General features: G+C 71.9%; 15 protein-coding genes. 7 read left to right on the top strand and 8 right to left on the bottom strand.

Annotated elements, in window-relative coordinates; genetic code table 11:
* Positions 1–169: 169 nt before the first annotated feature.
* Positions 170–2,641: a serine/threonine-protein kinase gene (locus ACEZDG_RS31810; RefSeq protein WP_380516424.1), complete on the top strand. Its 2,472-nt coding sequence runs from the start codon at positions 170–172 to the stop codon at positions 2,639–2,641.
* 407 nt (positions 2,642–3,048) lie between these two features.
* Here ACEZDG_RS31810 and galE read toward each other — a convergent pair whose 3' ends face one another.
* From galE to ACEZDG_RS31795, 3 genes are read right to left on the bottom strand one after another with little or no spacing between them, the layout of a single operon-like run.
* Complete coding sequence (gene galE / locus ACEZDG_RS31805) at positions 3,049–4,038, bottom strand: UDP-glucose 4-epimerase GalE (RefSeq protein WP_380516421.1); 990 nt, start codon at positions 4,036–4,038, stop codon at positions 3,049–3,051.
* Positions 4,039–4,079: 41 nt separating this feature from the next.
* Complete coding sequence (locus ACEZDG_RS31800; protein WP_380516419.1) at positions 4,080–4,565, bottom strand: Zn-ribbon domain-containing OB-fold protein; 486 nt, start codon at positions 4,563–4,565, stop codon at positions 4,080–4,082.
* An 11-nt stretch (positions 4,566–4,576) separates the two neighbouring features.
* Positions 4,577–5,719, bottom strand: a complete 1,143-nt coding sequence (locus ACEZDG_RS31795; protein ID WP_380516417.1) for a lipid-transfer protein — start codon at positions 5,717–5,719, stop codon at positions 4,577–4,579.
* A gap of 149 nt (positions 5,720–5,868) precedes the next feature.
* Here ACEZDG_RS31795 and ACEZDG_RS31790 point away from each other — a divergent pair, with 149 nt between their 5' ends.
* The 5 genes from ACEZDG_RS31790 to ACEZDG_RS31770 all read left to right on the top strand — a co-directional run bounded on the left by ACEZDG_RS31790 (position 5,869) and on the right by ACEZDG_RS31770 (position 12,575).
* Positions 5,869–7,515, top strand: a complete 1,647-nt coding sequence (locus ACEZDG_RS31790; RefSeq protein ID WP_380516414.1) for a FadD3 family acyl-CoA ligase — start codon at positions 5,869–5,871, stop codon at positions 7,513–7,515.
* Between the two features lie 74 nt (positions 7,516–7,589).
* Entirely contained in the window at positions 7,590–8,885 is a 1,296-nt protein-coding gene (locus ACEZDG_RS31785; protein WP_380516411.1) for a glycosyltransferase, read from the top strand.
* 168 nt (positions 8,886–9,053) lie between these two features.
* A complete protein-coding gene (locus ACEZDG_RS31780) occupies positions 9,054–11,018 on the top strand; it encodes a phosphocholine-specific phospholipase C (RefSeq protein WP_380516409.1) in 1,965 nt (654 codons plus the stop codon).
* Between the two features lie 385 nt (positions 11,019–11,403).
* On the top strand, positions 11,404–12,375 hold the full coding sequence (locus tag ACEZDG_RS31775) for a sigma-70 family RNA polymerase sigma factor (protein ID WP_380516407.1): 972 nt from the start codon (positions 11,404–11,406) through the stop codon (positions 12,373–12,375).
* Between the two features lie 20 nt (positions 12,376–12,395).
* Complete coding sequence (locus tag ACEZDG_RS31770; protein WP_380516405.1) at positions 12,396–12,575, top strand: hypothetical protein; 180 nt, start codon at positions 12,396–12,398, stop codon at positions 12,573–12,575.
* A 106-nt stretch (positions 12,576–12,681) separates the two neighbouring features.
* Here the strand turns inward: ACEZDG_RS31770 and mscL are convergent, their stop codons facing one another.
* From mscL to ACEZDG_RS31745, 5 genes are all read right to left on the bottom strand, one after another.
* Entirely contained in the window at positions 12,682–13,107 is a 426-nt protein-coding gene (gene mscL / locus ACEZDG_RS31765) for a large conductance mechanosensitive channel protein MscL (RefSeq protein ID WP_380516402.1), read from the bottom strand.
* A 196-nt stretch (positions 13,108–13,303) separates the two neighbouring features.
* Positions 13,304–13,891 carry a hypothetical protein gene (locus ACEZDG_RS31760; RefSeq protein WP_380516399.1) on the bottom strand — a complete coding sequence of 196 codons (588 nt, stop codon included), beginning with the start codon at positions 13,889–13,891 and terminating at the stop codon, positions 13,304–13,306.
* Positions 13,892–14,113: 222 nt separating this feature from the next.
* Positions 14,114–14,965 carry an S-methyl-5'-thioadenosine phosphorylase gene (locus tag ACEZDG_RS31755; protein ID WP_380516397.1) on the bottom strand — a complete coding sequence of 284 codons (852 nt, stop codon included), beginning with the start codon at positions 14,963–14,965 and terminating at the stop codon, positions 14,114–14,116.
* Between the two features lie 18 nt (positions 14,966–14,983).
* A complete protein-coding gene (locus tag ACEZDG_RS31750) occupies positions 14,984–15,340 on the bottom strand; it encodes an FmdB family zinc ribbon protein (protein WP_380516394.1) in 357 nt (118 codons plus the stop codon).
* 141 nt (positions 15,341–15,481) lie between these two features.
* Complete coding sequence (locus ACEZDG_RS31745) at positions 15,482–16,975, bottom strand: potassium/proton antiporter (protein ID WP_380516391.1); 1,494 nt, start codon at positions 16,973–16,975, stop codon at positions 15,482–15,484.
* 198 nt (positions 16,976–17,173) lie between these two features.
* Between ACEZDG_RS31745 and ACEZDG_RS31740 the strand changes: the two genes are divergently transcribed.
* Positions 17,174–19,957 carry a penicillin acylase family protein gene (locus ACEZDG_RS31740; protein WP_380516389.1) on the top strand — a complete coding sequence of 928 codons (2,784 nt, stop codon included), beginning with the start codon at positions 17,174–17,176 and terminating at the stop codon, positions 19,955–19,957.
* Position 19,958 lies beyond the last annotated feature (1 nt).

The raw sequence follows: 19,958 nt of genomic DNA, 5'->3' as shown, positions 1-19,958 counted from the left end.
AGTCGGACACGTTGCCGGGCCGGTGTCCACTTCCGTGGGGTACTGGTGCGTACGGGATATCGAGCCTGATTTTGTCGGGCCTGGTTGGCCCTGGCACGGGTCGGCGTTGGACAATCAGGCCAGCGGGCCGCTGCGGCGGCCGCTGACGTACGCGGTACCAAACGGGGAGGTGGCTGACGACGTGGACCAGCTGACGGCGCACGATCCCAGGCGGATCGGCGCCTTCGAGGTGCTGGGGCGCCTCGGCGCGGGCGGAATGGGCCTGGTGTACCTGGCCAGGTCCTCCGCGGGCCGGCGCGTCGCGATCAAGACCGTGCGCGCGGAACTGGCCGAGGACCAGCTGTTCCGGGTCCGCTTCGCCCGTGAGATCGCGGCGGCCCGCACCGTCAGCGGCTTCTACACCGCCGCCGTGGTCGACGCGGACGCGGACGCGCCCGTGCCCTGGCTCGCCACCGCCTACATCCCGGCCCCCTCGCTGGAGGACCTGGTCGCCGAGTGCGGCCCGATGCCGGTGGACGCGGTGCGCTGGCTGATCGCCGGGATCGCCGAGGCGCTGCAGTCGATCCACGCCGCGGGTCTTGTCCACCGCGACCTCAAGCCCTCCAATGTGCTGGTCACCGAGGACGGTCCGCGGGTGATCGACTTCGGCATCGCCGCCGGGGTCTCGCACACCCGGCTGACCATGACCAACGTCGCCGTCGGCACCCCCGCCTACATGTCGCCCGAGCAGGCCAGGGACAGCCGCAGCGTGACCGGGGCCAGCGACGTCTTCTCGCTGGGCTCGCTGCTGGTGTACTCCGCGACCGGGCATGCGCCGTACCACGGGTCCAACCCGGTGGAGACGGTGTTCATGCTGCTCAGGGAGTCCCCGGACCTGTCCGGTCTGGCCCCCGACCTGGCTCCGCTGGTCAAGGCCTGCATGCGTCCGGCGCCCGAGCGGCGGCCGACCCCGGCCCAGATCCAGGCCGAGCTGGCCCCGCACCTGTTCTCCAACGGGGACGGTGGCGGCGACGACCGCGACTGGCTGCCGCCGGCGGCGCAGGAGCTGATCGACCGCAAGCGGGGGCGGAGACCCAGCGGCGGGCTGGTGGGCGCGGCCTCGGCGGCGTTCGCCCCCGCGCCCGCGCCGGTGCCTGCCCCCGGGCCCGGTCCGGCGCCGGTGTCCGCACCGTTCGACCCGCGGACCTCGCACCCGGGCCAGCCGCAGCCGCACGCCCCGGTCCACCCGCAGTCGCAGCCGCAGTCGCACGTCCAGCCGCAGCCGCATGCCCAGCCGCAGCCCTCGGCGCTGGACGACCATCTGCCGACCAAGCGGGTCTACCCGCCGGGCGGCGGCGCCCGCCGGCACGCCGGGGCGCCGGACGCCGAGGCCTCCGCACCGGTGGTGCAGCTGGTCGGCGGCTCCTCGGTCGGGCCCGGCGTCAAGGCGGCTCCGCCCGCCGACCCGGCCCAGGGCGACCCGGTGCCGCACCCCGGCACCGGCTGGGTGCGCCGGATCCCGGCGCAGCCGGAGGCCGCCGCGGTGCCGGTGCCGCCCACGTCGGGAGCCCGCTGGCGGCCGTGGCGGTTCCGGATGTCCAACGACGTGTGGGGTGTGCCGCAGGTCAGCGATGGTGTGCTCTATGTCACCAGCTTCGAGGTGCACGCCTTCACCATCTCCAGCGGTCGCCGCCGCTTCAAGACCCGCGATGTGGCCTGGGCGATGGCCGTCGCCGACGGCCAGGTGCACGCCGCCGACGGCCCCGCCCTGTTCACCCTCTCCGCGGACGAAGGCGCCGAGCGCTGGCGGGTCGCCCTGGACGGCTGGACCTACTCGCTGGACGCCGGAGCCGGCGCGGTGGTCGCGGGGACCCGCGGCGGCGGGGTCCAGGTCCGCTCGGCGATCGACGGCAGCCAGATGTGGCAGGCCGCGGACGCCCAGCAGGACTACGAGAGCCAGCAGTCCGGGCCCTGCGTGGTCGGCGAGTCGGTCTACTACTACGGCGGCGGACGGCTCCGCGCCGTCGACCTGACCACCGGGCGGCTGCGCTGGACCCACCCGGTCGGCGAGGACGTCCCGTCCCGTCCGGTGCTGCGGCACGGCCTGCTGCACCTCACCTCCGGCACCAGGATCCTGGCCCTGGACGAGGAGACCGGCGCGGAGCGCTGGCGCTTCGACGCCCCGGTGGTGCTGTTCACTCCGCCGACCCTGGACGAGCAGGGCGGCCTCTACGCCGCCGACTACCTCGGCGCGGTGTTCGCCCTGGACGCGGCCACCGGCGCGCAGCGCTGGCGGGCCCGTACCGGGGGCCGCCAGGGGGTGGACCCGGTGGTGGTCGAGGACGGCACGGTCCTGGTCGGCAGCGGTGACACGGTCTACGCCTTCGACGCCCGCCAGGGCGAGGAGCGGTGGCGCTACAGCGCCCGCGGCGACCTCACCGGCGCCCCGGCGGCGGCGGGCGGCCTGGTCCACCTCGGCAGCAGGGACCACTCCGTGCACACCCTGGACCTGCAGACCGGCCGGCTCCGTTGGAAGCTCGACACCGGCGGCGAGATCACCGGCTCCCCGGTCGCCGTCGACGGCCGGGTGTTCGCCTGCAGCAAGGACCGCTGCGTCTACGCCCTGGACGCCGCCCTCGGCACAGCCACCTCCACCGGCTGACGCCGGGCCCGGGGCGAGGGCCCGCGCCGGGACAGGGTTGGGAGCAGGGTCGGGAGCAGGGACCCGGCTCCGGGCAGGAGCAGGGCCGGGGCCAGGAGCTGAGTCGGGGCCAGGCCTGCGGCCGACCCGGAGACCGGCTCAGGGCCAGGGCCGGCGGGGGAAAGCCAGGACCCGGCTCAGGGCCTGGGGCCGGTCCGGGGGAAGGCCCGTGGCCGGGCCGGGGCAGGGTCAGAACCGGGAGCCGGGTCGGGGTCGGGGTCGGGAACCGGGGCCGGGGTCGGGAGCCGGTCCGCGGCCTGGGGCCGGTCCGGGGGAAGGCCGGTGGCCGGGCCAGGGCCAGAACCGGAAGCCGGTTCAGGGTCGGGGTCAGGGCCCGGGAGCCGGTCCCGGGCCGGCAGCCGGACGGCTCAGGCCGACGCCCCGCCGCCGCTGCCGTGGTGGTGCTGCCAGCCGGCCCAGGCGGAGGTGATCATCGCGTCGAGGTCGTACTCGGCCGTCCAGCCGAGTTCCTTGGCGATCAGGTCGGCGGAGGCCACCACCCGGGCCGGGTCGCCGGCCCGGCGGGCGACCACCTCGCCGGTCGCGTCGAGCCCGGTGACCCGGCCGATGGCGTCCAGCATCTCGCGGACCGAGACGCCCTCGCCGCGGCCGATGTTGAGGACCAGTTCGGTCCCCTCCCGGTCGGCTTCGAGCCGCCGCACCGCGGCCACATGCGCGGTGGCGACGTCGGCGATGTGGATGTAGTCGCGGACGCAGGTGCCGTCGGGGGTGGGGTAGTCCGCGCCGAAGACCAGCGGGGGCAGCCCGGCCGCCAGCCGCTGGAAGACCATCGGCACCAGGTTGAAGACGCCCGGATCGCCCAGCTCGGGGCTCGCCGCCCCGGCCACGTTGAAGTAGCGCAGCGACACCGTGCCCAGGCCGTGGGCCCGCCCGGTCGCCCGGACCAGCCACTCCCCGGCCAGTTTGGTCTCGCCGTAGGGGCTCATCGGCAGGCAGGGGGTGTCCTCGGTGACGATCTCCACGTCCGGCATGCCGTAGACCGCCGCGGAGGAGGACAGCAGGAAGCTCCGCACCCCCGCCTCGGCCGAGGCAGTCAGCACCACCCGCAGTCCCTCGACGTTCTCGTGGTAGTACCGCAGCGGCTGCGCGACCGACTCGCCGACCTGCTTCTTGCCCGCGATGTGCAGCACCCCGGTAACCTGATGCTCCGTCAATACCCGGTCCAGCAGCGGGCGGTCCAGCGTCGATCCGGTGACCAGCGGGACCCCGGCCGGGAGCCGGGAGGCGTCCCCCGTGCTGAGGTCGTCCAGCACGACGACGGCGCGCCCGTCCGCGGCCATGGCCCGTACGACATGCGCCCCGATGAAGCCTGCACCGCCTGTGATCAGCCAAGTCATACGCTCAGGCTAACGGCGGCCGGGCCCGGCCGACCGCGGGGTCACCCGTTCAGGAGAGCCCAGCGCGGAACTACCACCCCGGGGATCAGGGTCTGGTATACCGCCTGGACCGGTGCTCCGATCCGCAGCCGCGAGGCCGGGACCGCGTTCCAGGGGGCGTCGGGACGGCGGACCGAGGGGGTCAGCGTGCCGACCAGGCGGATCGCCGGATCGTCGTCCAGTTCGACCAGCGCGACCGGGTAGGGGGCCTGTTCCGCGTAGGCGGGGAGCAGCGGCGGGTGCGCGATGACGAAGGACCAGATCCGCCCGCGTCCGGAGGTGGGCTGCCAATCGTCGGCGAAGCTGTGGCAGCGCGGGCAGGCGGGCCGGGGCGGGAACCGCCGCAGTCCGCATTCGGCGCAGGCCTGCACCCGCAGCTCGCCGCGCAGCGCGTACTCCCAGAAGGGCTCGCCGTCGGCGTCGGGCCAGGGCAGCAGCAGGCCGTCGACCAGCCCGCCGGCCGCGTTCACGGTGTCGATCACGGACATGTCCGGTCCTCTCAGTTGCGCAGCAGCAGGGCCGAGGTGGGGACGCCCTCCCCGGCGGTGACCAGGCAGGTCGCGGCGTCCGGGACCTGGGAGGTGGAGCTGCCGCGAAGCTGCCGCACCCCCTCGTTGATCAGGTTGAAGCCGTGCACATAGCCCTCGGAGAGGCCGCCGCCCGCGGTGTTGATCGGGAGCCGGCCGCCGAGCTCCAGCGCGCCGCCCTCGGTGAAGGCCGCCCCCTCCCCGCGGGCGCAGAATCCGTAGCCCTCCAGCGAGAGCGGGATCAGCGGGGTGAAGGCGTCGTAGATCTGGGCGGTGTCCACATCCTGTGGACCGAGGTCGGCGGCCTTCCACAGCTGCCGGGCGGCGGTCCAGGCGGGGCCGGTCAACGGGTCGTCGTTCCAGTAGTTGACCATCCCGTGGTGCTGGGCCGGGAGGCCCTGCGCGGCGGAGTGGACATAGACCGGCTTCCGCCGGCAGTCCCTGGCCCGTTCGGCGCTGACCACGACGCAGGCCAGCGCCCCGTCCGTCTCCAGGCAGTTGTCGTAGAGGCAGAGCGGTTCGGAGATCCAGCGGGCGTCCATGTACATCTCCCGGGTCAGCGGGCGCTCGTACATCACTGCGTCGGGGTTCTGGTTGGCGCGGTTGCGGCAGGCCAGGGCGACGTTGAAGAGGTGGTCCCGGGTGGCCCCGTACTCGTGCATGTAGCGGCGGGCCAGCATGCCGATCTCGTCGGCCGGCCGCAGCAGCCCGAACGGACGGGTCCACTGGGCCGGGGTGGGCAGCTGCACCGAGGTGCTGGTCCACGGCCGGACGCCGGAGCCGCGCTTGCGGGAGCGCCAGGCGACGCCGACCGTGGCCTGGCCGGTGGCGACGGCCATGGCGAGGTGGGCGACGGTGGCGCAGGAGCCGCCGCCGCCGAAGCCGGTGCGGCTGAAGAAGGTGATGTCGCCGGCCCCGATGGACTTGGCGAGCTCGACCTCGTCGGTCTCCTCCATGGTGTAGGAGGCCAGGCCGTCGACCTCGGCGGGGTCGATCCCGGCGTCGTCGAGGGCGGCCAGCACGGCCCGGGCGGCGAGGGTCTTCTCGGGTTCGTCGAGGTGCTTGGCAAAGCGGGTCTGTCCGATGCCGACGATCGCCGTGCGGTCCTTGAGCATGGGTTCTCCCGACCGGTCCAGATCTGACGTCCCGTCAGAATAGGTGGCCGGAGGTCTGGCCGGAAGCCCGCTGCCGATCTAATCTGACGATGCGTCACAACGGTCTGAACGGCCGTACGTTGAAGTGACTTCGGTGGTCGGTGAAGCGGATGGTCGGGGAAGCGGAGGGTCCGGTGCGCGGAGATCTGGAGTGGGGCACCGTCCCCCTGCTGGTGCGCAGGGCGGCCGAGCGGTACGGCGACCGCGAGGCCGTGGTCGGCCCGCGTACCAGGATCAGCTACCGCGAGCTGGGGGTACGGGTCGAGCGCGCGGCGGCGGCGGTGATGGCGGCCGGGATCCGCCCCGGCGACCGGGTCGGGATCTGGGCGCCCAACACCCCGGACTACGTGGTCGCCGCGCTTGGCGCGCTCGCCGCGGGAGGCGTGCTGGTCCCGCTGGGCACCAGGCTCAAGGGGGCCGAGGCGGTCGACCTGCTCCGCCGCACCCGGGCCGCGCTGCTGTTCGTCACCGACGCCTTCCTGGGCGTCAGCTATGTCTCGGCGCTGCGCTCGGCGGCCGGCGGCGCGGGCCCGCACGGCAGCGGCCCGCTGCGCGACCTGCCCGACCTGCGCACGGCCGTCGTCCTCGGCGACCGGGATGAGGCGGGGGAGGGGTTCCAGCACTGGCGCGGCTTCCTCGCCGCCGCCGCGCAGCTCCCGGACCGCGCGGTGCGGGAGCGGGCCGACGCGGTCCGCCCGGAGGACCCGGCCGACATCATGTTCACCTCCGGCACCACCGGGCTCCCCAAGGGCGCGATCACCACCCACGCCCAGTCCCTGCGTGCCTTCGCCACCTGGGCCGAACTCGCCGGGCTGGTCGAGGGCGACCGCTATCTGGTGGTCAACCCGTTCACCCACACCTTCGGCTGGAAGGCCGGGGTGCTCGCCTCGCTGATGCGCGGCGCGGTGGTCCTGCCGCAGCCGGTGTTCGACGCCGGGGCGGTGCTCGCCAAGATCTCCAGCGAACAGGTCACCGTGCTGCCCGGCGCCCCCACCGTCTACCAGTCGCTGCTGGACCACCCGGGCCGGGCCGGGTACGACCTGCGCTCGCTGCGGCTGGCGGTCACCGGCGCGGCCGTGGTCCCGCTGGAGCTGGTCACCCGGATCCGCGAGGAGCTGGGCTTCCGCACCGTGCTCACCGCCTACGGACTCACCGAGTCCTGCGGACTGGTCACCATGGGCCGCCGCGGCGACGACCCCGGGCTGATCGCCGCCACCTCCGGCCGGGCCGTCCCCGGCGTCACCGTCCGGATCGCGGACGGGGAGTCCGGGTCGAACCTGGCCCAGCCCCCGGGCACCCCCGGCGAGGTGCAGGTGCGCGGCTACACCGTGATGCGCGAGTACTTCGAGGACCCGGCGGGCACCGAGGAGGCTTTCACCGACGACGGCTGGCTGCGGACCGGCGACATCGGCGTGCTGGACGCGGACGGCAACCTGCGGATCACCGACCGGCTCAAGGACATGTTCACGGTGGGCGGCTTCAACGCCTACCCGGCCGAGATCGAGCAGGTGCTGTCCCGGCATCCGCTGGTCGCGGACGTCGCCGTGGTGGGGATGGCCGACCCGAGGCTGGGCGAGGTCGGCAAGGCCTTCGTGGTCGCCTCCGGCAGTCTGGACGGGGCCGAGCTGATCGCCTGGTCGCGGCGGGAGATGGCCAACTACAAGGTGCCGCGCCAGGTCGAGTTCGTCACCGAGCTGCCGAGGAACGCCTCCGGCAAGGTGCTGAAAGGCATGCTGCGGGCCGGCACCGTGCAGTAGCCCCCGGCAGGCTTCTCACGCCTGCCCTATGCCTGGCACAGGCTCAGCACAGGCCGGTGCCGAACCGTGGAGGCATGAGCCAACCGACAGCGCTGGCAGGCGGTTCCGCCGCCCAGCCCCAGGCCCAGGCTGAGCCGCAGCCGCAGCCGCCGACCCAGACCAAGGTCCAGCCGCAGCCCCACGCGGGCGCGCAGGCGGCGCCCCTGGCCAGCACGGTGGAGATCGTCGTCCCGGTGTACAACGAGGAGCGGGTCCTGGCCGCGAGCGTCAGACGGCTGCACGCCTATCTCCTGGCGACCTTCCCCTACCGCTTCACCATCACCGTCGCGGACAACGCCAGCACCGACGCCACCTGGCAGGTCGCCTCCGAACTCAGCGCCGAGCTGCCGGGGGTACGGGCCGTCCACCTGGACCAGAAGGGCCGCGGACGCGCCCTGCGCCATGTCTGGAGCCGCAGCGAGGCCGATGTCGTCAGCTACATGGACGTGGACCTCTCCACCGGCCTGGACGCCTTCCTGCCGCTGGTCGCCCCGCTGCTGTCCGGGCACAGCGACCTCGCCATCGGCAGCCGACTGCACCGGGGCTCGGCCGTGGTCCGCGGCCCCAAGCGCGAGTTCATCTCCCGCACGTACAACCTGATGCTGCGCACCACCATGGCGGCCAGGTTCTCCGACGCCCAGTGCGGTTTCAAGGCCGCCAGGACGGACGTGGTCAAGGCCCTGCTCGACGCGGTCGAGGACCAGACCTGGTTCTTCGACACCGAGCTGCTGCTGCTCGCCGAGCGCAGCGGCCTGCGGATCCATGAGGTCCCGGTCGACTGGGTGGACGACCCGGACAGCCGGGTCGACATCGTCCGCACGGTCAGGGACGACCTCAAGGGCATGTGGCGGGTCGCCAGGAAGACGCTGAGCGGGGCCACCCGGCTGCCGGTGCCGCCCCGGGTCCAGCAGGCGCAGCTGCCGCCGGCGATGAAGTGGCAGCTCTCCAGCTTCGCGGTGATCGGGGTGGTCAGCACCCTCGCCTATCTGGCGTTGTATCTGATTCTCCGTCAACTGAGCCCGGCCGTGCTGGCCAACGGCATCGCCCTGTTCGCCACCGCGATCGCCAACACCGCCGCCAACCGTCGCTTCACCTTCGGGGTCACCGGAACCCGGGACGCGCTCAAGCACCAGGTCGAGGGCGGTATCGCCTTCCTGATCGGGCTGGTGCTGAGCACCGCCACCCTCGCCCTGGTCAGGGTCGCCGCCCCGGCGGCCTCGCACCTGGTCGAACTCGCGGCGCTGGTCGGCGCCAACGCCCTGTCCACCGTGGTCCGCTTCCTGCTGCTGCGGGTGTGGGTGTTCCATCCCGGACGGCACTCCGGCCGCTGAAGACCCTGAAGGCCCTGAGGATCCTGGCCATTGATAACAGAATGGTAACTGGTACGGACCAAACGTCCAGTCGTGTTCATGCCGACGCCACTCCACTCCGCACGGCGCGTCACCTCCCCGCCGGAAAGTTGCGAAAGCCCCCTCGCTTCCGTGCTTCCGGAGGAACTCATGCCTTCGCTCTCCCGCCGCACCTTCCTCGGTGCGAGCGCCGCCGCGACCGCCGCAGTCGGCGTCAACGCGCTGCCCGCGTCCGTGCTCCGAGCCGCCGCCGCGACGACGTCCGGATCCGGCTCGATCAACGACATCGCGCATGTGGTGATCTTCATGCAGGAGAACCGCTCCTTCGACCACTACTACGGCAAGCTCTCCGGCGTCCGCGGCTTCGGAGACACCTCGCTGCTGCGCTTCCCGAACGGCTCCGACGTGTTCCACCAGACCACCAGCGGTCCGAGCGGCGGCAGCGTGCTCCAGCCGTGGCACCTCGACACCGCCACCACCAACGCGCAGCGCATCGTGGACCTGGACCACTCCTGGTCCGGCACCCACTCGGCCTGGAACGGCGGCCTCTACAACAACTGGATCCCCGCCAAGACCAAGACCACGATGGGCTACTACGCCCGCGCCGACATCCCCTGGCAGTACGCGCTGGCCGACGCCTTCACCATCTGCGACCAGTACTTCTGCTCGGTGCAGGGCCCCACCAACCCCAACCGGCTCTACCAGTGGTCGGGTTGGATCGACCCCAACGGCACCGGCGGCGGCCCGGTCACCGACAACAGCGAGAAGGGCTACACCTGGACCACCTACCCGGAGCGGCTGCAGGCCGCCGGGCTCAGCTGGAAGGTCTACCAGGAGGCCGACAACTTCGACGACAACCCCCTGGCCTGGTTCACCCAGTTCAAGAACGCGGCCACCAGCTCGCCGCTGCACACCCGGGGCATGGTCCACTCGGCCGACTCGATCGCCGACTTCAAGGCCGACGTCCTGGCCGGGAACCTGCCCGCGGTCTCCTGGGTGGTCGCGCCGACGGCGAAGTCCGAGCACCCGGCCAACCCGCCGGCCTACGGCGCGAACTACGTCAACGGCATCCTGGACGCGCTCGCCTCGGTCCCGGCGGTCTGGGCCAAGACCGCGGTCTTCCTCAACTTCGACGAGAACGACGGCTTCTTCGATCATGTCGTCCCTCCGGTTCCGCCGACCGGGACGGCCGACGAGTTCATCAGCGGCAACCCGATCGGGCTCGGCCCGCGGGTGCCGATGACCGTGATCTCGCCCTGGAGCAGCGGCGGCAAGGTCTGCTCGCAGACCTTCGACCACACCTCGGTACTGCAGTTCGTGGAGCGTTGGAGCGGCGTCACCGAGCCCAACATCTCCGCCTGGCGCCGCCAGGTCTGCGGCGACCTCACCTCCGCCTTCAGCTTCTCCACCACTCCGACCGCCTTTCCGACCACGCTGCCCGACACCGCTGCCCTGGTCGCCGCCTGTGACGCCGAGAAGTCCCTCCCGGCGGCCACCGCGCCGTCCAGCTCCACCACCCCGGCCCAGGAGTCGGGGGACCGCCCGGCGCTGCCGGTGGGCTACCGCTTCGACACCACCTCCTGGACCGACACCTCCACCAACCGCTTCTGGTTCAAGACGGTCGGCCTCGGCTCCCTCGGCGCGGGGTTCGCCGCCTACACCGTCAACCACCGCACCTATGCCGACTGGCGCTACACCCTCCCGGCCGGCGGCAGCATCTCCGACTACTTCAGCGCCCTCACCTACGGCGGCGGCCTCTACGACGTGGACCTGCACGGGCCCGACGGCTACCTCCGCGGCTTCCAGGGCGACGTCCGGACGTGGACCAGCACCACCAAGGCGCACCCCGAGGCCTACGCCGTGGACGCCGGGGACGGCGCCACCCAGACCCTGCACCTGACCAACGCGGGCACGGTCGCCGCTGTCTTCACCATCGGCGCCAATGTCGCCCAGGGCGCGAGCGGCGGCAGCTCCCGCCAGGTCACCGTGGCCGCCGGCGGCAGCTGGACCGGCACCCTGACCAGCGTCGCGGGCCGTTACGACTACAGCGTCACGGCCAATGTCGGCGACGGCTTCCTCCGCCGCTTCGCCGGGCGCCAGTACGCCGGCAGCTGAGCTCCGGCGCCGCCTGCCCCGCTGCCTGTCGCACCGCCCGTCCTGCTGCCCGCCGTCCCGCCCGGCCCCGTGCCCGGGCGGGACGGCGGGCGGTCTGCTGTCCGCTGCCTGCTGTCTGCCGACGAGTCGCCGACGCGCGAGGAACCAAGGCCGAGCGGAGAATCGTTCCAGTCAGTGCAGGGCGCCGTAGCGGCCCCGTGCGATCCGTCTGTGACCGACCGGACACTCTGCGCAGGAATATTCTGCGAAATCGACCAGGGTACTGCAACGGAAGACGAAAATCCGCAGCTTGGGAATGATGTCCGGATTCTGGTCGTTACATCGTTATGAAAGGCAGCAAAGAACGGGTCAGCCAGGCCCGTCCCGCCTCCGAAGGGGAGTAAGCATGGCCACCCGTGCCGTCGTCCGCGACAAGGCGGATCGGACCCGCAACGCGCGTCCCACCGCAGGTGAGGCCGACCGCGACCTCGTCGGCATGTACCTCGACGAGATCGCCCGGACACCGTTGCTCGACGCCGCCCAGGAGGTCGAGCTCTCCACCCGTATCGAAGCGGGCGTCTTCGCCGAGCATCTGCTGGCGACCGGCGACACCGCGGCCGGGGCGAGCGAAGAGGAACTTCGTGCCATGGCCGAGGACGGCGCCCGCGCCAAGGACGTCTTCATCCGTTCCAACCTCCGTCTTGTGGTGGCGGTCGCCCGCCGTTACCCGCGCAGCGGGCTCCCGCTGCTCGACCTGATCCAGGAGGGCAACGCGGGCCTGGTCCGTGCCGTCGAGAAGTTCGACTTCGGCAAGGGCTTCAAGTTCTCCACGTATGCCACCTGGTGGATCCGTCAGGCGATCACCCGCTCGATCGCCGACCAGTCCCGCACCATCCGCCTCCCGGTCCACCTGGTCGAGGAGCTCGGCCGGATCCGCCGGGTCCAGCGGGAGAAGTCCAAGGAACTCGGCCGCGATGTCGAGCACTCCGAGGTCGCCGCGGAACTGGACACCACCGTCGAGCGGATCAAGGACGTGCTGGACTGGGCCCGTGACCCGGTCAGCCTGAACATGACCGTCGACGACGACGGCGAGACCCAGTTCGGCGACCTGGTCGAGGACACCGGTGCGACCTCCCCGGAGGACGCCGTCCTGGTCATGCTCCGCCGTGAGGAGCTGGAGGACCTGATCGGCCGTCTCGACCAGCGCACCGCCTCGATCATCCGCTCCCGCTACGGGATGGAGGACGGACGCGAGCGCACCCTCACCGAGGTCGGCAAGCAGCACGGCCTCACCCGTGAGCGGATCCGGCAGATAGAGAAGCACGCCCTGGCCGAGCTCCGGAAGATCGCCGACCACTCGGGCTTCGAAGCAGCATGAGCACTCCCTATGCTGCTGACATGGCAGACGACACCGACACCGACAGCACCGAGCAGAGGCCGGAGCGCCCGGCGCTGGTCTTCGACGATCCGCTGAGCCGCCCGAGCGCCGACGACTCGGACAGCGGCTGGGGCGGCGGCGAGTCCGACCGCGACGAGGCCTGGTACCGCCGTGAGACCCCGCCGCACCACGGCGGTTGATGCAAGAGGTATTGACGCAAGGGTGTTGGTACAAGAGCAGGGCCGGGGCTTCGTCGCCCCGGCCCTGCTGCGTTTGCTGCCGTAACTGCGTCTGCTGCGGGGTGGGTCAGGCCTGGCGGGCCAGCAGGTCGCGGATCTCGCCGAGCAGCCTGAGCTCGGTGATCTCGGCGGCTGCCAGGGCGTCCTCCTCCAGCTTCTTCCGCGCGGCGAAGCGCGCCATCAGCTTGCCGGCCGGGAGCACGATGAAGAAGTAGACCACCGCGGCGGTGATCACGAACTGGAGGATCGAGCCCAGGACCGAGCCCCAGGCGATCTGGATGCCGGTGGTGCCGCCGTGGCCGTCGGGCACGCAGGGGCCCTTGAGGCACGACTTGTAGTCATTGAGATCAGAGGTGCCGAAGGCGCCCACGATCGGGTTGATCACGCCATTGACCACTGAGTTGATGACGGTGGTGAACGCTGCGCCGATGACGACCGCGACCGCGAGGTCGAGGACGTTTCCGCGCAGCAGGAATGCCTTGAAGCCCTTCAACGGGTGACTTCCTTACTGCTGCCGTTGGTCGAGTGGGGGTGCTGCGGAACCTACGGCAGCGACTCGGCCGTTCGGCGCCTGCGGAGTTCACCCGTACGGCGCAGCGGGCGTTCGTCCCGCGCTCCGGCGGAATGCTCCTACCTGCGGCGATGGCGGGACTTCCGGGGCGGAGCGCAGGGTGGGGCGCGCTGCGGCTTCACCCGCAGGGTTCACCCGGCAGGAGGGGGCCGCACTGGTGTCCCGTGCTCGCCGCCGAGTGGACCGGGAGCGGCGCGGACAGCCGCAGCGTTCCCGCCGCGAGGGTGGTCGCCGCGACCATCAGCCCGGCCGCGATCGGCCCCGGCCTTCGGCGTACGGCGGCGGGCAGGCGGTGCCGGCCGCCGCCGGCCCGGATCGGTGGGAACAGCGCCACCGTCCGTCTGGCCGGTACCGCGAGCCCGTCACCGGGAAGGGCGGCGGGGTACGGGTCCAGCGCGGGGCGGGCGCCTACGGCGGGTTCAGGGGCGACGGCGGGGGCCGAGGTGACGGCGGGGGCCGAGGTGAAGGTGGGGACTGTGGCGACGGCGGGGGCCGGGGCAGGGGTTGGCTCTGTGATCTCCTCGTCCCAGGCCTTGTCGTCCCAGGCGTCCTCCGCGGTCCAGACCGGGGCCGCGGCCGGGGCCGGCTCCAGAACGGGGTCAGGAACGGGCACGGCGGCCGGGGCGTCCCGGCCGGGGCCGGGGCGGAGCGAGTGGGCACGATGCCGGTTCAACTGCCGGACCGGGCTGTCGATCATTGCGGACATGGCTGGTCACCACCTGCGGATGGGGGAGGGGAGTCGGCATCCGCGCCGACCGGAGCCGGTGCGGATGCCTTCACTCTGTCCCGTTCCGCAAGCCGGATCAGCCCCCTGGCCAGGCCCTGTGGACAAGTCGGGGGGTGTGGACAACTCCGCCACCCGCAGGAGTGACCTCCGCATCGCCGTACTGACCGCCGCCGCCACGGCCGGAGCCGGGGCGGGCCGGGGTCAGAAGCCCAGGCCGGTTTCCAGCCCGTCCAGGGCGTGCGAGCAGACGCAGTCCCGGTCCGCGGTGGCCGGCAGGCCCGCGACCGCGCCCTGGAGTACCCCGCGGAGCCGGTCGATGCTTCCGGCGAACACCCGCAGCACCTCGGTGTGGGTCACTCCCTCGCCGGCCTCCACACCCGCGTCCAGGTCGGTGACCAGGGCGATCGAGGTGTAGCAGAGCCCCAGCTCACGGGCCAGCACGGCTTCGGGGTGGCCGGTCATGCCGACCACCGACCAGCCCTGCGCCCCGTACCAGCGGGACTCGGCCCGGGTGGAGAAGCGCGGGCCCTCGATGACCACCAGGGTCCCGCCGTCCACCGGCTCCCAGTCCGCCGCCGCGGCGGCCTTGAGCGCGCTGGCGCGGCCGGTCGGGCAGTAGGGGTCGGCGGCGGAGACGTGCACCACCTCGGGCGTCAGCCCGTCGGTGCGCTGCTCGCCGTCGTAGAAGGTCTGCGGGCGGCCGGAGGTGCGGTCCACGAACTGGTCCGGCACCAGCAGCGTGCCGGGCCCGTAGGCGGGCCGCAGGCCGCCGGTGGCGCAGGGGCCGAGCACCTGGCGCACGCCGAGGGAGCGCAGCGCCCAGAGGTTGGCCCGGTAGTTGATCCGGTGCGGCGGGATCCGGTGCGCGCGGCCGTGCCGGGGCAGGAAGGCGACCTGCCGCCCGGCCATCGCGCCGACGAAGAGCGAGTCGCTCGGCGGCCCGTACGGGGTGTCCACGGAGACCTCGACGAGGTCGTCCACGAGCGCGTACAGGCCGGTGCCGCCGATGACGCCGATCTCGGCGGCGGGGGTGCTCTGCTGAGGGATGGTCATGTCCCGCAGCATACGAAGTCAGGCGCTCTTGCCCGATCCGCTGCTGGGCTTCGACGAGGACGAGGACGAGTTCGACGAAGAAGAAGACGACGACGAGGACGTCGAGGCAGGGGCCGGGGTCGACGACGACGTGGACGGCGCCGAGGACGAAGAGGACTCTCCGGCCGGCTTGGCCGCGCTCACCGTGCTGCTCGACGAGGAGCGGCTGTCGGTGCGGTAGAAGCCGCTGCCCTTGAAGACCACGCCGACGGCGGAGTAGATCTTGCGCAGCCTGCCGTCGCACTGGGGGCAGATCGTGAGTGCGTCGTCCGTGAACTTCTGGACGGCTTCGAGTCCGTTGCCGCACTCGGTGCACTGGTACTGGTACGTCGGCACTGTGTTTCCTCCTGGCACTCTCGCCTGATGAGTGCTAACGACGGTCCATGATGCGGTATTCCACGGCGATAGTCCACCGTGACCGCTGTGAGCTGTGACAACACTGTGCCTGCGGCAGGCCGTGAGCGAGCCCCGAGCCCGTCAGTACTCGCTCCTGCGGTCGAGCCATCCGGCCAGCTTGCCGGCCCGGTCGACCGCCCGCAGCCGCCGCTCGGCCCGGTCCCGGACCTGGTCGGTGGCGACCACCAGCAGGTCGTCGCCCGGGCGCAGCACGGTGGTCGGGCCCGGTACGAAGCTGGTCTCGTCGCGGACCACCAGGGTCACCGCCGCGCCCTTGGGCAGCCGCAGCTCGGCGACCTCGACGCCGGCCAGCCGGGATCCGGGCCCCAGCGAGAGCGACAGCAGGTGCCCGTGCAGCCGTTCCAGCGGCGCGGACTCGACGTCCAGCCGGTCCGCCTGGGCGGGGTTGCCGATACCCAGGGTGCGGGCCACCCAGGGCAGGGTCGGGCCCTGGACCAGGGTGAACACCACCACCAGCAGGAAGACGGTGTTGAACAGCTGGTCCGCCCCCGGCACGTCGGTGACCACCGGGATGGTGGCCAGCACGATGGGCACCGCCCCGCGCAGCCCGGCCCAGGACAGCAGGGCCTGCTCGCGCCAGGGGATCCGGAACGGGGTCAGCGTGACCAGCACCGAGGCCGGCCGGGCCAGGAACACCAGCACCAGTCCGACCACCAGCGCGGGGACGATCGCGTCGACCATGGTGTGCGGGTTGACCAGCAGGCCGAGCAGCACGAACATCCCGATCTGGGCGATCCAGGCCAGGCCCTCGGTGAAGCCGCGGGTGGCGGGGCCGTGCGGCAGCCGGGAGTTGCCGAGGATCAGCGCGCAGATGTAGACGGCGAGGAAGCCCGACCCGTGCAGCAGCGCCCCGCCGGCGTAGGCGAGCAGGGTCAGCGCGACCACGGCGATCGGGTAGAGCCCGGAGGAGGGCAGCGCGACCCGGCGCAGCGCCAGCGCGCCGAGCCGGCCCACGGCGAGCCCGGCCACCAGGCCGATGGCGAGCTGCATGACGATGGAGCCGAGCAGGAGGTACCAGCTGTCGATGGGTCCGGTGGTGGCGAAGGCGACCACCAGGATGACCACGGGGGCGTCGTTGAAGCCGGATTCGGCCTCCAGCAGGCCGCTGAGCCGGGACGGCAGCGGCACCCGGCGCAGCACCGAGAAGACGGCGGCGGCGTCGGTGGACGAGACCACCGCGCCGAGCAGCAGTGAGAGCCGCCAGTCGGCGCCGGTGAGCAGGTGCGCGCCCAGCGCGGTCACCACCACGCTGACGCCGGTGCCGACCGTGGCGAGCACCGCGGCGGCCGGGACGGACGGCCGGATCTCGGTCCAGGAGGTGCCGAGCCCGCCCTCGGCGAGGATCACCACCAGCGCCGCGTAGCCGAGGACCTGGGTGAGCGAGGCGTCGTCGAAGGCTATGCCGAGGCCGTCCTGGCCGAGCGCGACACCGATGCCGAGGTAGAGCAGCAGGCTGGGCAGTCCGCTGCGGGAGGCCAGTCGCACGGCGGCGACGGCGACCAGCAGGATGAGGGAGAAGGCGAGCAGCAGGGTGTCGAGATGGTGGACGGTCACTCAGGTGCACCTCGCGACAGGAGTCAGATGTGGCTCTGTTCAATGCGCTGTTCGTTGCTCAGTACAGTATTTTACCTTCCCTTGGTATTCCCGATGCGCCCGTACCGGTCGCAGCGGGTTCCGGTTCAGGTGTTAGCGTCGGCTCCGCCGCATCGCACCGCACGGCGGCGGACGAGCCCCTGCCCCACAAGGACCCTGATGCCCCGCACCAAGAAGTTCCGGCGGTTCCGACTGCTGGTGATCCTGCTCGCGCTGCTGCTGGTCGTCGGCGGAGCGGTCGGTGGATGGCTGGGGGTGAGGACGGTCAAGTCCTCGTTCCCGCAGACCACCGGCACCATCCAGCTCAAGGGCCTGTCCGGTCCGGTCACCGTGATCCGCGACGGCAAGGGCATCCCGCAGATCTACGCGAACACCCCCGCCGACCTCTTCATGGCCCAGGGCTTCGTCCAGGCGCAGGACAGGTTCTGGCAGATGGACGTGGACCGCCACATCACCTCGGGCACGCTGTCCTCGATGTTCGGCAAGTCCCAGGTGCAGACCGACACCTTCATCCAGACCATGGGCTGGCGCCAGGTCGCGCAGACCGAGTACGACACCAAGCTCAGCGCCACCACCAAGCAGTACCTGCAGGCGTTCTCGGCCGGCGTCAACACCTGGCTCGGCCAGCACCCCGGGGGCGCGGGGGCCTCCCTGGAGTACGGGCTGCTCGGCGTCGCGTACGGCGGCTACAAGCCGGCCCCGTGGACGCCGGTGGACTCGGTGTCCTGGCTGAAGGCCATGGCCTGGGACCTCAGCGGCAACATGCAGCAGGAGGTCGACCGCTCGCTGCTGTCGCAGAGCCTGAGCACCCAGCAGATCGCCCAGCTCTACCCGTCCTACCCGTACGCCACCAGCCCGACCATCCTGAAGACCGGGACGGTCGGCAGCGACGGGACCTACACCCCCGCGGCCGGCGACGGGACCTCGGGGCAGGGCACCGGTACCGGCGGCGGTGGCGGGACGACCGGGACCAACGCCTCCTACCGCAGCAGCGGCACGGTCCAGGGGCTGAACCAGGCCGCGACCCAGCTCGCCGCGAACATCGACAGCATCCCGGCGATGCTGGGCACACCGGGACAGGGCATCGGCTCCAACTCCTGGGTGGTGTCCGGGGAGCACACCACCACCGGTGAGCCGCTGCTGGCCAACGACCCGCACCTCGGCCCGGGGCTGCCATCCATCTGGTACCAGATGGGGCTGCACTGCAACACCGTCAGCGCGGCCTGCCCGTACGACGTGACCGGCTACACCTTCGCCGGGATGCCCGGGGTGGTGATCGGCCACAACCAGAGCATCTCCTGGGGCTTCACCAACCTCGGCGCCGACGTCCAGGACCTCTACCTGGAGCAGGTCACCAGCCCCGACACCTATCTGCTGGACGGCAAGCAGGTCGCCTTCAAGACCCGTACGGTGACGCTCAAGGTGGCCGGCGGCCCCGACCAGACGGTCACCGTGCGCAGCACCGCCGACGGTATGCCGATCATCTCCGACCACAGCACCGAGGAGCAGAACGTCGGCCAGGACGCCCCGGTGTCGGGCAACGCCCCGGCCCGCGGCGGGGGTTACGCCATCGCCCTGAAGTGGACCGCGCTGACGCCCAGCAACACCATGGACTCCGTGTTCGAGCTGGACCGGGCCACCGACTTCAAGGGGTTCCAGGCCGCGGCCAGGGACTTCGCGGTGCCCGCGCAGAACCTGATCTACGCCGACACCCAGGGCAACATCGGCTACCAGGCGCCGGGCCAGATCCCGATCCGCCCGGCGGGCGACGACGGGACCTATCCGCAGCCCGGCTGGAGCAGCGCCTACCAGTGGAAGAAGATGATTCCGCAGAAGTCGCTGCCGTACGTGGAGAACCCCGCGGCCGGCTACATCGTGACCGCCAACCAGGCGGTGGTCGACTCCAGTTACCCCTACGAGCTGACCGACGACTGGGACTACGGCGTCCGCTCCACCCAGATCAATGCCCTGATCAGGGCCAAGCTGGCGAACGGCGGGAAGATCTCGCCCGAGGACATGCAGTCGATGCAGCTGGACGACACCAGCGTGATGGCCAAGACCCTGGTGCCCAAGCTGCTGCAGGTGAAGCTGCCGGCCGCCTACGCCAAGCCCTACTACCAGGACGCGCTGCAACTGCTGCGGGACTGGAACGACAAGCAGGACTCCGGCTCGGCCGCGGCGGCGTACTACAACGCGGTCTGGAGCAACCTGCTGCACCTGGCCTTCGACGAGAAGTTCCCGGCGCAGGTCAGGGCCACCACGGACTGTGTGATGCAGCTGCCGCCGGCCAGCGCCAACCTCCCGGCGGACAGCCTGAACGGGCCGCCCAAGCCGGTCTCGGTCTGCGGCACCCGCAGCCCGGACCAGGCCCAACCGGACGGCGGCGACCAGTGGATGACGGTGGTGACCCAGCTGCTGAAGAACCCGGACAGCGACTGGTGGACCTATACCGACAGCCAGAACGCCCAGGTCAGGGGCCTGGACCAGCTACTGGTCAAGGCGATCGTGGACGCCCGCAACCAGCTGACCTCGCTGATGGGCAAGGACATCGGGACCTGGAGCTGGGGCCGGATCCACACCCTGACGCTGAAGGAGCAGACCCTCGGCACCGACAACTCCTCCATTGCCTCCGGGCTGGTGCACAAGCTGCTCAACCGCGGCCCGTACCAGCTGGACGGCGGCACCGCGGCGGTGGACGCCGCCGGCTGGAACGCCTCGGCCGGGTACCAGGTGGACTGGGTGCCGTCGATGCGGATGGTGGTGGACCTGTCCGACCTGGACGGCTCGCAGTGGATCAACGTCGGCGGGGCCTCGGGCCACGCCTATGACGCGCACTACAACGACCAGACCCAGCTGTGGGCCGACGGCCAGCTGCTGCCCTGGCCGTTCAGCGCGGCGGCGGTCAAGTCGGCGGCGGTGGACACCCTGGTGCTGAATCCCTGAC

The organism is Streptacidiphilus alkalitolerans, from assembly GCF_042511045.1.
Classification (GTDB): domain Bacteria; phylum Actinomycetota; class Actinomycetes; order Streptomycetales; family Streptomycetaceae; genus Streptacidiphilus; species Streptacidiphilus alkalitolerans.
The sequence above is the reverse complement of the archived record's forward strand: the minus strand, read 5'-3'. Positions and strand labels throughout refer to the sequence as shown.

Excerpts from the sequence above, each read along its gene's own strand:
- galE (WP_380516421.1), bottom strand. The coding sequence starts at position 4,038 with ATGACTTGGCTGATCACAGGCGGTGCAGGCTTCATCGGGGCGCATGTC.
- ACEZDG_RS31800 (WP_380516419.1), bottom strand. The coding sequence starts at position 4,565 with ATGTCCGTGATCGACACCGTGAACGCGGCCGGCGGGCTGGTCGACGGC.
- ACEZDG_RS31795 (WP_380516417.1), bottom strand. The coding sequence starts at position 5,719 with ATGCTCAAGGACCGCACGGCGATCGTCGGCATCGGACAGACCCGCTTT.
- ACEZDG_RS31790 (WP_380516414.1), top strand. The coding sequence starts at position 5,869 with ATGGTCGGGGAAGCGGAGGGTCCGGTGCGCGGAGATCTGGAGTGGGGC.
- ACEZDG_RS31785 (WP_380516411.1), top strand. The coding sequence starts at position 7,590 with ATGAGCCAACCGACAGCGCTGGCAGGCGGTTCCGCCGCCCAGCCCCAG.
- ACEZDG_RS31780 (WP_380516409.1), top strand. The coding sequence starts at position 9,054 with ATGCCTTCGCTCTCCCGCCGCACCTTCCTCGGTGCGAGCGCCGCCGCG.
- ACEZDG_RS31775 (WP_380516407.1), top strand. The coding sequence starts at position 11,404 with ATGGCCACCCGTGCCGTCGTCCGCGACAAGGCGGATCGGACCCGCAAC.
- ACEZDG_RS31770 (WP_380516405.1), top strand. The coding sequence starts at position 12,396 with ATGGCAGACGACACCGACACCGACAGCACCGAGCAGAGGCCGGAGCGC.
- ACEZDG_RS31760 (WP_380516399.1), bottom strand. The coding sequence starts at position 13,891 with ATGTCCGCAATGATCGACAGCCCGGTCCGGCAGTTGAACCGGCATCGT.
- ACEZDG_RS31755 (WP_380516397.1), bottom strand. The coding sequence starts at position 14,965 with ATGACCATCCCTCAGCAGAGCACCCCCGCCGCCGAGATCGGCGTCATC.
- ACEZDG_RS31740 (WP_380516389.1), top strand. The coding sequence starts at position 17,174 with ATGCCCCGCACCAAGAAGTTCCGGCGGTTCCGACTGCTGGTGATCCTG.